10 protein-coding genes are annotated in these 13,321 nt (G+C 74.5%); 5 read left to right on the top strand and 5 right to left on the bottom strand.

Annotated features, from left to right (window positions below; all coding sequences use genetic code 11):
* The first annotated feature begins 48 nt into the window (after positions 1 to 48).
* Positions 49 to 510, top strand: coding sequence for a YdeI/OmpD-associated family protein (locus tag ACQP6G_RS12150; RefSeq protein WP_429764574.1), 462 nt, complete (start codon positions 49 to 51; stop codon positions 508 to 510).
* 80 nt (positions 511 to 590) lie between these two features.
* Here the strand turns inward: ACQP6G_RS12150 and ACQP6G_RS12145 are convergent, their stop codons facing one another.
* From ACQP6G_RS12145 to ACQP6G_RS12130, 4 genes are all read right to left on the bottom strand, one after another.
* Positions 591 to 2,207 (bottom strand): APC family permease, encoded by a 1,617-nt coding sequence (locus tag ACQP6G_RS12145; RefSeq protein WP_429764573.1) that lies wholly within the window; start codon positions 2,205 to 2,207, stop codon positions 591 to 593.
* A gap of 130 nt (positions 2,208 to 2,337) precedes the next feature.
* Positions 2,338 to 3,399: a 1-acyl-sn-glycerol-3-phosphate acyltransferase gene (locus tag ACQP6G_RS12140; protein ID WP_429764572.1), complete on the bottom strand. Its 1,062-nt coding sequence runs from the start codon at positions 3,397 to 3,399 to the stop codon at positions 2,338 to 2,340.
* On the bottom strand, positions 3,396 to 4,250 hold the full coding sequence (locus tag ACQP6G_RS12135; protein WP_429764571.1) for a patatin-like phospholipase family protein: 855 nt from the start codon (positions 4,248 to 4,250) through the stop codon (positions 3,396 to 3,398). The genes ACQP6G_RS12140 and ACQP6G_RS12135 overlap by 4 nt, the downstream gene beginning before the upstream one ends.
* A 109-nt stretch (positions 4,251 to 4,359) precedes the next feature.
* Complete coding sequence (locus tag ACQP6G_RS12130; protein ID WP_429764570.1) at positions 4,360 to 7,890, bottom strand: proline dehydrogenase family protein; 3,531 nt, start codon at positions 7,888 to 7,890, stop codon at positions 4,360 to 4,362.
* A 54-nt stretch (positions 7,891 to 7,944) separates the two neighbouring features.
* Between ACQP6G_RS12130 and ACQP6G_RS12125 the strand changes: the two genes are divergently transcribed.
* Positions 7,945 to 8,790: a helix-turn-helix domain-containing protein gene (locus ACQP6G_RS12125; protein ID WP_429764569.1), complete on the top strand. Its 846-nt coding sequence runs from the start codon at positions 7,945 to 7,947 to the stop codon at positions 8,788 to 8,790.
* 3 nt (positions 8,791 to 8,793) lie between these two features.
* On the opposite strand, the gene ACQP6G_RS12120 is transcribed toward ACQP6G_RS12125, so the two are convergent.
* Positions 8,794 to 10,095, bottom strand: coding sequence for an Nramp family divalent metal transporter (locus ACQP6G_RS12120; RefSeq protein WP_429764568.1), 1,302 nt, complete (start codon positions 10,093 to 10,095; stop codon positions 8,794 to 8,796).
* A gap of 205 nt (positions 10,096 to 10,300) precedes the next feature.
* On the opposite strand from ACQP6G_RS12120, the gene ACQP6G_RS12115 reads away from it, so the two are divergent.
* From ACQP6G_RS12115 to ACQP6G_RS12105, 3 genes are all read left to right on the top strand, one after another.
* Complete coding sequence (locus ACQP6G_RS12115; RefSeq protein ID WP_429764567.1) at positions 10,301 to 10,894, top strand: biotin transporter BioY; 594 nt, start codon at positions 10,301 to 10,303, stop codon at positions 10,892 to 10,894.
* 254 nt (positions 10,895 to 11,148) lie between these two features.
* Positions 11,149 to 12,447 (top strand): Glu/Leu/Phe/Val family dehydrogenase, encoded by a 1,299-nt coding sequence (locus ACQP6G_RS12110; RefSeq protein WP_429764566.1) that lies wholly within the window; start codon positions 11,149 to 11,151, stop codon positions 12,445 to 12,447.
* 41 nt (positions 12,448 to 12,488) lie between these two features.
* Positions 12,489 to 13,307 (top strand): putative protein N(5)-glutamine methyltransferase, encoded by an 819-nt coding sequence (locus tag ACQP6G_RS12105; protein ID WP_429764651.1) that lies wholly within the window; start codon positions 12,489 to 12,491, stop codon positions 13,305 to 13,307.
* Positions 13,308 to 13,321: the final 14 nt, after the last annotated feature.

Below are 13,321 nucleotides of genomic sequence, written 5' to 3'. Positions count from 1 at the left end.
GCCCGGGAGGGCGGCGGCACCGCGCCGCCGCGACGCGACGGAGGCGGCGTGAGCGACGCACCCACGGTCCAGACCTTCACCACGACCCTGCTCGCGACGGGCGGCAGCAACGTCGGACTGCCCGTGCCCGACGACGTCGTCGCGGCGTTCGACCGCGGCCGGCGCGTCCCCGTGGTCGTGACCGTCGACGGCGGCTTCACGTACCGCAACACCGTCTCGTCGATGGGCGGCCGGTTCCTCGTCTCGTTCAACGCCGAGACCCGCGCGGCCACCGGCCGCGGCGCCGGCGACGAGGTCGAGGTGCGGCTCGAGGTCGACGACGCGCCCCGCACCGTCGAGGTGCCGCCCGCGCTGGCGGCCACGCTCGCCGCCGACCCGGCGGCCACCGCCGCCTGGGCGAGGCTCTCGCCGAGCAGGCAGAAGGCGCACGCCCTGAGCGTGGACGGCGCCAGGACCGACGAGACGCGCGACCGCCGGGTCGCGAAGGTGCTGGAGTCGCTCGCCGGCTGACCGCGCGTCCCGCCCGGGCGCACGACGGCGGCCCGCCAGATCGCTCTGACGGGCCGCCGCCGTGTGCCGGGCGCGATCGGTCAGCCGCGCCGCGGGGTGTCGTCGTCCACGCCGACGGCCGACTGCACGGCCTCGCGGTAGTCGGCGGCGAGCTGCGACGGGTTCTTGCCCAGCTGCGAGTTGCGGTAGCCGTACAGGAAGTAGATCGCGAAGCCCAGCGCGAGCCACACGAGGAACCGCAGCCACGTCTCGACGTCCAGCTGCAGCATCAGCCACAGGCACAGCACGCCCGAGACGATCGGCAGCACCGGCGACCACGGCACGCGGAAGTGGTCGGCGTGGGCCTCGCCGCCGCCGGCCTTGAGCTGGCGCCGGCGGAGGATCGGGATGCCGAAGCTCACCAGGACGAACGCCGACAGGGTGCCGATGTTCACCATGTTGCCGAGCACGTCGACCGAGAAGAAGCAGGTGACGATCACCAGGAGCGCGGCGGTACCGACCTGGATCATCACCGGGGTGCCGCGCTCCGACGTCTTCGACATGCCGCGGGGCAGCAGGCCGTCGCGGCTCATCGCGAACACGATCCGGGTGAGGCCGAGCATGAGCACCATGACCACGGTCGTGAGGCCCACGAGGATGCCGACCGTGATGACCTGCGTGGCCCACGCCGGTGCGTTCGGCTGCAACTGGAACGCGGTGATGATCGTCGCGGACGCTCCGCCGTCGGGCGTGGCGTCGCGCAGCTGCTGCGGGGTGGCCATGCCGGAGAGCGCGATCGAGACGGCGATGTAGAGGCCGGTGCAGATCGCGAGGCCGCCGAGGATGCCGCGCGGGACGTTCCGGCGAGGGTTCTTGGTCTCCTCCGCCGCGGTGGCGACGACGTCGAACCCGATGAACGCGAAGAACACGGTGCCGGCACCCGCGAGGATGCCCATCACGCCGCCCACGGACAGCTCGGCGCCGGCCATCCAGGAGAAGAGGGTCTGCGTCATCGTGGTGCTGTGCGTCGTGGACTCGCCGAACGACTCGGGGCTGGGCACGAACGGGCTGAGGTTCGACGCGCTGAAGAACGCGAAGCCCACCACGATGATGAGCAGCACGATGGCGACCTTGATGGCCGTGAGCACGCCGGTGACGCGCGTCGAGAGCTTCGTGCCGACGACGAGCAGCGTGGCGAGCACGACGATGAGGATGGCGGTGCCCCAGTCGAAGGACACGCCGCCGAGGTGGATCGTGTTGTGGACCCCGGACGCGACGCCGTCCGCGTCGACCCCGCCGAGGCCGAACACGTTGAGGAAGTTGTCGAAGTACAGGCCCCAGGCCTTGGCGACGACGGAGGCGGCGAAGAACATCTCGAGGATGAGGTCCCAGCCGATGATCCAGGCGAGCAGCTCACCCATCGACGCGTAGGAGAACGTGTACGCGGAGCCGGCCACCGGCATGTACGACGCGAACTCGGCGTAGCACAGCGCCGCGAGGGCGCACACGACGCCGGCGATGACGAACGAGATCACGACCGACGGGCCGGTCTGCGTGGCCGACACCTGCGCGGCCTTCGAGAAGATCCCGGCGCCGATCACCACGGAGATGCCGAGGACCATGAGGTCCCAGGCACCGAGGGTGCGCTTGAGCTGGCGCTGGGGCTCGTCGGACGCCGCGATCGTCGCTTCGATCGAGCGCCTCCGCATGAGCTGCATCGTTGAGACTCCTTACGGGAGTGGTCTGTACCACCGGGTCTCGGCGGCCGGGAGACCTTACACCGCCCGGCCGCCGCGGTGAACGGGGTGTTCAGCGCAGCTCGACGCTACGCCCGGTCGCGCGCCGCGGTCACTCGTGCGGGGCGGCGGGACGCGCCGGGGCGTCGAGGTCCGCGGAGCGTGCGGTGATCCAGGCGTCCACGCGCTCCCACTGGTCGAAGAGCCAGAGCTCCCGCCCCTCGACGTCGGCGGGGAGGTCGTCGACGCGCGTCAGGGTGCCGCCCAGCACGATGGTCTTGTCCATCGGCAGCTCGCGCCAGATGTCCTTGACCGTGACGAGGCGGTCGAGGCCGGTGTGCGCGACGACCAGCACGGCGGCGTCGGGGGCGACGGCGTCGAGCGCGGACAGGAACCCGCCCGCGTGCGGCACCATGACGTGCGGCATGCGCTCGGCCCGGTCGGCGAGGGCGTCCTTGCCGCGGGCCCGGAGCGCCTCGATCCGCTGCGCGCGGCGCCGGGGCGTCACGTTCCCGCCCTCGGGGAACAGGACGAGGGCGTCGTCGGCGCCCAGGTCGGCCGAGATGCGCGTGATGGTCTCCGCGGCGCCGGGCTGCCCCGGCCTGCGGCGTGCCAGGGGCGTGACGAAGGCCGCGGGCAGCCGGCCCAGGAGGACGTCGATCGCCGGGTCCCACTGCAGCGTGTCCTTGAGGACGACGGCGGGTGCACGGCGGGCGCGACCGAGGAGGACGTCGACCAGGATGAACGAGTCCCCCGGCCCGGCGTGCCGGCTGAGCACGAGGACGGGGACGTCGGGCAGCCTCGCGCCCTCCTCGACCTCGACGACGATGGTCAGCCGCAGCGTCCACCGCACCTGCCAGAAGAGGACGGCCAGCGCGGCCCGCGCCACGGCGACGTGCGCCCGCTGCACCCAGGGCCGGTGCATCGCCAGCCCGAAGCCGGACGCCACCCACAGCGCGAACAGCACCACCAGCGCGGCGGCGTCCCACAGCACGTAGAACGACAGCATCCACAGCAGCCGCAGCACCCGCAGGCGCCCCGGCAGCAGCCAGGTCAGCGCGGCGCCGACCACCAGGGCCAGCATGATCGACGTCGGCACCAGCAGCACGGCCAGCAGCACCACGAGCGGCGCCAGCACGACCCGGCGGACCCACCGGGGCGGGGGCGCGATCACGGCTGCCCCGCGTCCGGCGGCGGCGACCCGGGCGGCGGCGCCGCGAGGTACTCCCGCGCGGCGGCGTAGGACTGGGCGATGCGTGACGCGGTGGAGTCCATGCGCCGGAACGCGCCGAGCTTCTCGTCCCCCGGCAGCGCGCCGCCGGTCGGCAGCACGTGCACGGTCGCGACCCGGCGGGCCTCCTCCAGCTCCCGGAAGTACCGGTGCCGCCGGGCGATCTCGAAGCTCACGCGCGCGACGTCGGACGGCTTGGACGGCACCGTGAGCGGCTCCTCGACCCGCCCCACCTGCAGCACGTAGACCGTGGTCGCGCCGCGGCGCACGGCCTCGCCGAGCGGGATCGAGTTCACCATGCCGCCGTCGACGTAGTGCTCGCCGCCGATCTCGGTGGGCGGCAGCGCGCCCGGCACCGACGCCGACGCGAGCACCGCCTCGACCAGCGGCCCGGAGTCGAACCAGTGCTCCGACGCCCGCTCGATGCTCGCGGCGGCGACGACGAGCGGCACGGCGAGGTCGTCGAAGGTCGTCTTCTCGCCCAGGGTGCCGGCGATGAGCCGGCGCAGCGCGGCCGGGTCGTACAGGTGCGTGCGGGACTTGGCGAGGCGGCCGAGCTGCCGGTACCAGGCCTCGCCGTAGACCTCGTTCGCCGTCGGGGACGCCCACGCGGCACCGAGGCGGTCGACGACGGCGACGCTCGGGTCGGCCGCCACGGCGGCGCCGTTGATCGCGCCGATCGACGTGCCGACCACGAGGTCGGGGGCGACCCCCGCCTCGAACAGCGCCTGCAGCATGCCCACCTGGACGGCGCCGCGCACACCGCCGCCGCCGAGCACGAACGCCACCGTCATGGCCGCGATCGTGCCACGCCGAGATCGAGAGGGCACCCGCGCGAGACGGAGAAACCCCTCCCGCGAGACAGAGATTCTCTGTCCCGCGGGAGGGGTTCCCCTCTCGCGGTCAGGCGTGCACGTGCCCGTACCGGTGGCGGGTGCGGCTGACGGCCTGCTCGCGCACGACGGCGAGCAGCTCGCGCCGGCCGCTGGCGACCACGGGAGCGTCGAGCACGGTCACGGTGCCGAGGCGCGTCGCGGCGGCCTCGCGCAGGCCCGGCGCGCGGCCGACCACGCGGACGCGGCCGGTGACGCGGCCCGCGGCGACGGCGGCGGCGAAGTCCTCGTGGGACGTCGGCGCCTCGTGCGGCACGCCCCAGCCGGAGTCCGTGTCGGGGACGACGACGGCCGGCACGCCGGCGCGCTTCGCCGCGGCGAGCACGCGCCGCACCTCGATCGGCAGGGCGCCGTCGCCGACGCGCACGGTGAGGCGGTCGATCGGCCGGTAGCGGAAGGTGTTCTCCTCCACCGTCAGGCCCGACTTGTCGTGCCCGACGCCGATCTCCGTGGCCCAGGCGGCGTCGTCCGACGCCTGCGCCGCGGCGAGCCAGCCCTCGGGGTCGTTCGTGCGCGACGGGACGTCGGCGTCCGCCCACGCGCCGAGCTCGGCGACGTAGTTGGGGCCGCCGGCCTTGGCGCCCGGGCCGACCGCCGAGGCCTTCCAGCCGCCGAACGACTGCCGCTGCACGATGGCGCCGGTGATGTGCCGGTTGACGTACACGTTGCCGGCCTCGACGCGGTCGAGCCACGTCGCGATCTCGTCGTCGTCGAGGGAGTGGATGCCCGCGGTGAGGCCGAAGTCCACCTGGTTCTGCAGCCGGATCGCCTCGTCCAGGTCCTTGGCGGTCATGATGCCGAGCACGGGGCCGAACACCTCGGTGAGGTGGAAGAACGACCCCGGCGCGACGCCGTCGCGCAGGCCCGGCGACCAGAGCCGGTCCGCCTCGATGCCGGCCGCGGCGGCCGCGTCGTCCAGGCGGCGCGGGCGCACGAGCCACGACTCCCCTGGCTCGAGGGTCGTGAGCGCGCGCAGCAGCTTGCCCTGCGCGGGCTCGGTCAGGGGTCCCATGACGGTGGACAGCTCGGTGGGCGAGCCCACCGCGAGCGACTGCACGGCGTCGACGAGCTGGCGCCGGAACCTCTTGCCGGTCTCGGTGGCCGGGTCGCCCACGGAGCCGACCAGGATGACCAGCGACGCGGCCGAGCACTTCTGCCCGGCGTGGCCGAAGGCGCTCTTGACCAGGTCGGACACGGCGAGGTCGAGGTCCGCCGACGGCGTCACGACCAGCGCGTTCTTGCCCGACGTCTCCGCGAGCACCGGGCGCTCCGGCCGCCAGGAGGCGAACAGCTCGGCCGTCTCGATGGAGCCGGTGAGGATCACGCGGGCGACGTCGGGGTGCGTCACGAGGTGCTGGCCGAGGTCGCCGTCCGGCACCCGCAGGAACTGCACGACGTCGCGCGCGACCCGCGGGTCGAGGCCGATCTCCGGCGCGACCTGGTCGAGCGCGGCGTGCACGGCCTCGATCGCGAGCTCGTAGCAGCGCGGCGTGGTCGGCGCCGGCTTGGCGAGCACGGTCGACCCGGCCGCCAGCGCCGCGAGGGCGCCGCCCGTCGGGATGGCGACGGGGAAGTTCCACGGCGGGGTGACCAGCGTGACGCCGTCGGGCGTGAACGTGGCGCCGTCCACCTGCTCCAGGGCCTCGGCCATCGCGGCGTAGTAGCGGGCGAAGTCGATCGCCTCGCTGACCTCGGGGTCGGCCTCGGCGACGGTCTTGCCCGGCTCGTGCACCATGGCGGCGACGAGGTCCGTGCGGCGGCCCTCGAGCTCGCGGGCGGCGGCGCGCAGCACGCGCGCGCGGTCGGCGGGCGCGACGGCGCCCCAGGCGCGCTGGGCGGCGACGGCGCGGGCGACGGCGTCGTCGATCGCCTCGGTCGAGGCGACCTCGGGAGCCTGCACCGGGACGAACCCGGATTCCGGCCCGACGACGCTCCGGGCCCACGCGCGGTGCGCGGCCACGGCGGGGTCGGTGTCGACGGCGTTGCGGAACGGCTCCGCGGTCGGGCAGCCGGCGGCGGTGGGCGCGGTGGCCCCACCGGCGAACCGGTCGCGGCGGCGCGGCGCGACGTCCACGGGACGGAAGTGCACGCCGTGCGTCACGGACGCGCGGAAGGCGAGCTCCTGGCGCTCCATCGGGGTGGACGCGACGCCGGTCGCACCGGTGGCGGGCGCGAAGGCGGCGTGCAGGAAGTTCTGCTCGGCGGCGTTCTCCTCGAGGCGGCGCACCAGGTAGGAGATCGCGACGTCGAAGTCCTCGTCGCGCACCACCGGCGTGTACAGCACGACGTGGCCGCCGTCCTTGGCCACCTCGTCGCGCACGAGGCGCGCCTCGATGGGGGCCATGCCCTGCAGCATCTCGATGTCGAGGCCCTCGGTGACGCCGCGGCCGCGGGCGAGCAGCACGGCGAGCGCGACGTGGAAGAGGTTGTGCGACGCCACCCCCAGCCGGACCGCGGAGGTGCGGTCGGCGCGCAGGTGGTGGTCGAGGATGCGCACGTAGTTGGCGTCCACGTCCGGCTTGGTGGGGTACGGCGCCTGAGCCCAGTCGTGCAGCTCGGCCTCGACGCGCTCCATCGCCAGGTTGGCGCCCTTGACGAGGCGCACCTTGATGCGCGCGCCGCCGTCGGCCACGCGCTTCTGCGCGAACTCGGTGAGCTCGTCGAGCGCGCCCATCGCGTCGGGCAGGTAGGCCTGCAGCACGATGCCGGCCTCGAGGTCCTTGAACTCCTCGCGGTCGAGCACCTGCGTGAAGACCGCGGTGGTCAGCGCGAGGTCCTTGTACTCCTCCATGTCGAGGTTGAGGAAGACGCCGTGGTCGCGCGCGGCCCGGTACAGGGGCAGCAGGTGCTCGACGACGCGCTCGCGCGAGCCGTCCAGGTCCCAGGTGACGAGCTGCGCCGCGACGGAGGACACCTTGACGGAGACGTAGTCGACGTCGGGCCGGCGCACCAGGTCGATGGTGCGCTGCAGGCGGGCGGCGGCCTCGTCGTCGCCGAGCACCGCCTCGCCGAGCAGGTTGACGTTGAGCGTGTAGCCCTCGGCGCGGGTGCGGGCGAGGTGCGCGGTGAGGCCCTTGCCGGCGTCGGCGACGAGGTGGCCGACGAGCTGGCGCAGGCGCACGCGCGCGGCGGGGACGACGACGGACGGCAGCACGGGGGCGACGACGGCGCCGACCTTGAACAGGGTGCGGTCGACGGGTCCGAGGAAGGTGGCCGAGCCGGCGTCCCGCCCGAGGCGGGCGAGCGCGGTGGCGGCGACGCCGACGTCCTGCGGGCGCGCGACGTCGTCGACGAACCCGACGGCGAGCTCGAGCCCGGCCGGGTCGGAGACGAGCGAGCCGAGCCGCTCGGCGGTGGCGCGCGTCTTCCGGTCGGCGCGGGTGGTCGACCCGGCAGCGCCGGAGGAGCCGGAGGCGACGGCGATCCAGTGGTGGGCGAGGGCGACGGCGTCCTCGACCAGGGCTTCGGCGCCCGCGTCGGTGGGGGCGCTCTGCACGGCGGATGGGGTGGCGCCGCCGCGCGCCGGAACGGAGGTACTCATGCCCCCCAGGGTGCGCCCTCCGGCCGGGGCCCGTCTTGTACGATCGGGCGCGCGATGGGAGCAGATTCCGACAACACCACCGGCACCGCGGGCGACGCCCCGGGAGGGCCCGTCGGCGACCCCGCGCCGGTCCGCGCCGAGGCCGCGGCGGACGTCCCCGGCACCGCGGCTCTCATGGCCGCCCTGTCCCCCGTGATGGTGGACCTCATGGACGAGCTGTCGGACGTGATGTTCTGCGCCAAGGACGCCGACGGCCGCTACCTCGCCGTGAACCAGGTGTTCGTGCGCCGCACCAACGAGCGCTCCCGCCGCCAGGTGCTGGGCCGCCGCGCCGTCGACCTCTTCGTGCCCGAGCTGGCCGAGCGCTACGAGGCGCAGGACGCCGAGGTGCTGCGCACGGGCCGCCCGCTGCGCAACGAGCTGGAGCTCATCCGCCGGGTGGGCGGCACGCCCGGCTGGTTCCTCACCGCGAAGCTGCCCGTGCGCGACGCCGCGGGCCGCGTCGTCGGCCTCGTCTCCGTGTCGCAGGACCTGCGCTCGGGCGACGCCGACGACGCGACGATGGACGCGATGGCGCGCCTGGTGGCCGCCGTCGAGCGGCACCTCGACGCCTCCCCCGGCGACCCGCTGTCCGTGGCCGACCTGGCGCGGCTGTCGGGCAGCACGCCCGCCGTCCTGGACCGCCGGGTGCGCAAGGTCTTCGGGCTCTCGCCGCGCCAGCTCGTGCTGCGCACGCGGGTGGACCGCGCCGCGCACCTGCTGACGTCCACGACCACCCCGCTCGCGGAGGTCGCCGCCGCGGCGGGCTTCTACGACCAGCCGTCGTTCACCCGCACGTTCGCCCGGCTCACGGGCGAGACGCCGTCGTCGTTCCGGCGCCGCGCCCGCGCCGCGGGCTGAGGCTCACCCGCCGAGCACGGGCGCGAGCGCCTCGACCAGCTGCTGCACGCCGAGCACCACGAACATCAGCGTCACCAGCCCGAGGATCACGTTCGTCAGCGGCCGGTTGCGCCACCGCTCCGGCACCCGCGACGAGTTCATGAGGATGAGCAGCGTGATCGCGAGGAACGGCATGAACAGCGAGCCGAGCGCGCCGTAGGCGACGACGAGCGCGATGGGCTTGTCGAGCAGGAGCAGCAGCATCGGCGGGAACGTGAGCCACAGGATGTACGCCCTGTAGTAGCTGCCGCCGGCCTTGCGCCGCGGGTCGTCCTCCGCCAGCCCGCGGACCGTGGCGACGAAGTCCGCGAACATCAGCGAGACGCCGTTCCACACGCCCAGCACCGACGAGAACGACGACGCCCAGAAGCCGACGAGGAACAGCGGCGCCATGAACGTCCCGTACCGCTCGGCGAGCACGTCGGAGAGGTCGACCAGGCCGCCCTCGCCGTCGGCGACCGTGATGCCGGAGGAGTACAGCAGCTCGGCGCCCACGATGAGCATGGAGATGACGAAGACGCCCGATATGACGTACGCCATCGCGTTGTCGATGCGCATGACCTTCATCCAGCGCGGCGCGTACCAGCCCTTCTCCTTCAGCCAGTACCCGTAGGCCGCCAGCGTGATCGTGCCGCCGACGCCACCCGCCAGGCTGAGCGTGTAGAGGATCGAGCCCTCCGGGATGCGGGGCACCAGGCCACCGAGGATCTGGCCGAGGTTCGGCACCGTGAGGACCGCGGAGCCGACGATCGTCACGAACATGACGCCCACGAGCACGGCGATGACGACCTCGAACATCTTGTACTTCCCGAGCCAGACGATGGCCGCGCCGATCAGCCCCATGCCGATCGCGAACCAGATCAGGTCGACCTGCGGGAACAGCGCGACGAGCGGCAGCGCCGAGCTCGACATCGCCGCGGCGCCGTAGCTGAAGCCCCACACCACGATGTAGACGCCGAAGTAGACGCTCGCCCACGCGCCCAGCGACTTCCAGCCGTCGAAGATCGTGCGGTTCGTGGCGAGCGACCAGCGGCCCGCGCCCTCCACCAGCACGATCTTGATGATCACGCCGAGGACGGCCGCCCAGAGCAGGGTGTACCCGAACTTGCTGCCGGCGACGAGCGTGGCGACCAGGTCCCCGGCGCCGATGCCCGTGGCCGCGACGACCAGGCCGGGGCCCACCAGGCGCCAGCGGGGGCGTTCCACGTCGGAGCCGTGGTCGAGGTCTCGGTCGAGGGCGGGGGGTGTGACGTCCTTGTCAGCCATGTCGCCGGAGGCTACCGCACGGATGTTCCGGTCCTGTGACATACCGGGTGCGTCGGCGGGCCCCGCTGCACGATTCCCACAAGAGAGCCGCCCCAGCACGCCCGCCGCCTCGCCGCGTGTGTACGACCTGCACAAACGGACTCCCCCGAGCGTTGGTCCACCTCGGTCATGACCGCGACCGCCTGCCGCCCCTAGCGTCGTCGTCATGACCGCAGCCGTGCTTCCTCTCTCCCCCGCCCGCCCGCGCCGCGTCCTCGCGGACCTGCTGCCCGGGGCGCTCGCCCGCGACGCCGTCCTCGTCGTCGCGGTGGCCGCCCTCACCGCGCTGGCCGCCCAGGTCGTCGTCCCGGTGCCCGGCCTGCCGGTGCCGCTCACCGGCCAGACGTTCGCCGTCCTGCTGGGCGCCGCCGTCCTCGGCCCCTGGCGCGGGGCCGCCGCCCAGGCGGTCTACCTCACCGCCGGCGTCGCGGGCCTGCCCGTGTTCGCCGGCGCGACGGCGGGCTGGGAGTCCGTCGCCGGCGCGTCCGGCGGCTACCTCGTCGGCTTCCTCCTGGCGGGCGTGGTCGTCGGGGCGCTCGCGCGCCGCGGCGCCGACCGCCGCGTGCTGTCCACCGTCGGCACCTACGCGCTCGGTACCCTCGCCGTCTACGCCGTGGGCGTGCCGTGGCTCGCGGTGAGCACCGGGATGCCCGTGGGCGCCGCGCTGCTCTCCGGCGCCGTCGTCTTCCTGCCCGGTGACGCGCTCAAGGCCGCGCTCGCCGCCGCGCTGCTGCCGACCGCCTGGCGGTTCGTGCGCTGAGGCGCGCCCCGAGCCGCGGGTCGAGCTTGTCGAATCGCCGCCCCTCGGTCTCGACAAGCTCAACCGGCGGCATCGTCGGGTCAACGCCCGGACACGGCTCCGTAAGGTGGCGGGTTTCGCCCGCTGGAGGGCCTGCAGGAGCGGCTACGGTGGGCGCCGAGGCCCACCATCCCGGGCCGCGCCACCCCTGCCGGGGCCCCTGACCGGGGTCCTCGGCACCGTGTCCTGGAGGACCCGTGACGACGACGACGTCGATGACCTCGACACCCCTGCCCGACACCCCGGCCGCGCCGGCCGCCCCCGCCCCGCGGACGAGCTCCCCGCTCGACACGGCGCACAGCCAGCTCGACAGCGCCGTCGCCGTGCTCGGCTACGACGCGGGCCAGCGCCAGATGCTGGCCACACCCCGCCGCGAGATCCACGTGGCCGTGCCCCTGCGGCGCGACGACGGCGAGACCGTCCTCTTCCACGGCTTCCGCGTGCAGCACAACATCACCCGCGGCCCCGGCAAGGGCGGCCTGCGCTACGCGCCCGGCGTCGACATCGACGAGGTCCGCGCCCTCGCCATGTGGATGACCTGGAAGTGCGCCATCGTCGACCTGCCGTACGGCGGCGCCAAGGGCGGCGTCGCCATCGACCCGCGCGACTACTCGACGGCCGAGCTGGAGCGCGTCACCCGCCGGTACACCTCCGAGATCATGCCGATGATCGGCCCGGACACCGACATCATGGCGCCCGACATGGGCACCGACGAGCACACCATGGCCTGGGTCATGGACACCTACTCGGTGAACCGCGGGTACACGATCCCGGCCGTCGTGACCGGCAAGCCGCTGGCGCTGGGCGGATCCCGCGGCCGCGGCACCGCCACCAGCGCCGGCATCGTGCACGTCACCGCCGCGGCGCTCGGCGAGTCCGGCGTGCCGCTGACCGACGTCACGGTCGCCGTGCAGGGCTTCGGCAAGGTGGGCTCGCACGCCGCCGCCATCTTCGCCGCCCGCGGCGCCACCGTCGTCGCGGTGAGCGACCAGTACGGCGGCGTCCGCAACGACGCGGGCCTCGCGATGGACCGCCTGTTCTCGCACGTCGCCGCGACCGGCTCCGTCGTCGGCTTCGACGGCGGCGACCCGCTGTCCAACGAGGAGCTGCTCGGCCTCGACGTCGACGTCCTCGTGCCCGCCGCGGTCGAGGGCGTGCTCGACGGCGTCACCGCCGCCACCGTGCGGGCGCGCTGGGTGGTCGAGGGCGCCAACGGACCGACCACCACCGACGGCGACAGCGTGCTCGCCGCGAACGGCGTCACGGTCGTGCCGGACGTGCTCGCCAACGCGGGCGGCGTCGTCGTCTCCTACTTCGAGTGGGTGCAGGCCAACCAGACCTACTGGTGGTCGGAGGAAGAGATCGCCGACCGCCTCGAGCACCGCATGACCTCCGCGTACGGCGACGTATCCGCGCTCGCCAAGCGCGAGGGCCTGTCACTGCGCGACGCCGCGCTGGTCATCGGCGTGCAGCGCACCGCCGAGGCGCACCGCATCCGGGGGCTGTACCCCTGAGCACCGACCGGACGGACCCCGCGTCGCCCGCGGCCGACGACCTGGGACCCGACCTGGAGCCCCTCGTCGCACGGCTGCGGGCGGCGGGCTGCGTGTTCGCGGAGGACGAGGCGGCGCTGCTGCTGGAGGCCGCGCCCGACGACGCGGCCGAGCTCGAGGGCCTGGTCGCGCGGCGCGCGGGCGGCGAGCCGCTGGAGCACGTGCTCGGGTGGGTGGAGTTCGCCGGCCGCCGCTGGTCGGTGGGGCCCGGCGTGTTCGTGCCCCGGCGCCGCACGGAGCTGATGGTCGCCGCAGCGCTCGCGCTCCCCGCCCCGGCCACCGTGCTCGACCTGTGCTGCGGCTGCGGCGCGGTGGGCGGTGCCGTGCTGCTGGGGCTGCGCGCCGCCGGGACCGATCCCGTGCTGCACGCGAGCGACGTCGAGCCCGCCGCGGTCGTGCACGCCCGGCGCAACCTGGCGCCGCTCGGCGCCGCCGTGCACGAGGGGGACCTCCTCTCCGTCGTCCCCTCCGTGCTGCGCGGCCGCGTCGACCTGCTGCTGTGCAACGCGCCCTACGTCCCCACCGACGCCATCGCGACGATGCCCCCCGAGGCGCGCGACCACGAGCCCGCGGTCGCGCTCGACGGCGGCGCCGACGGCCTGGACGTGCTGCGCCGCGTCGTCGCGGCGGCGCCCGGCTGGCTCGCGCCGGGCGGGTCGTTGCTCTTCGAGGTCGGCACGGATCAGGTGCCCGGTGCGACGACGCTCGTCGAGGCGCACGGGCTGCGCGCCGCCGTCGTCACCGACGAGGACCCGGACGCCGAGGACGCCACCGGCGGCACCGGCGGCACCGCCGTCGTCGCCACCCTGGACGCGAGGTAGCAAGGACTCTGCCG

The sequence above is a fragment of the Isoptericola nanjingensis genome (assembly GCF_050311635.1).
In the GTDB taxonomy this organism is placed as follows: domain Bacteria; phylum Actinomycetota; class Actinomycetes; order Actinomycetales; family Cellulomonadaceae; genus Isoptericola; species Isoptericola nanjingensis.
This window is presented reverse-complemented; position numbering and strand designations above follow the sequence as displayed.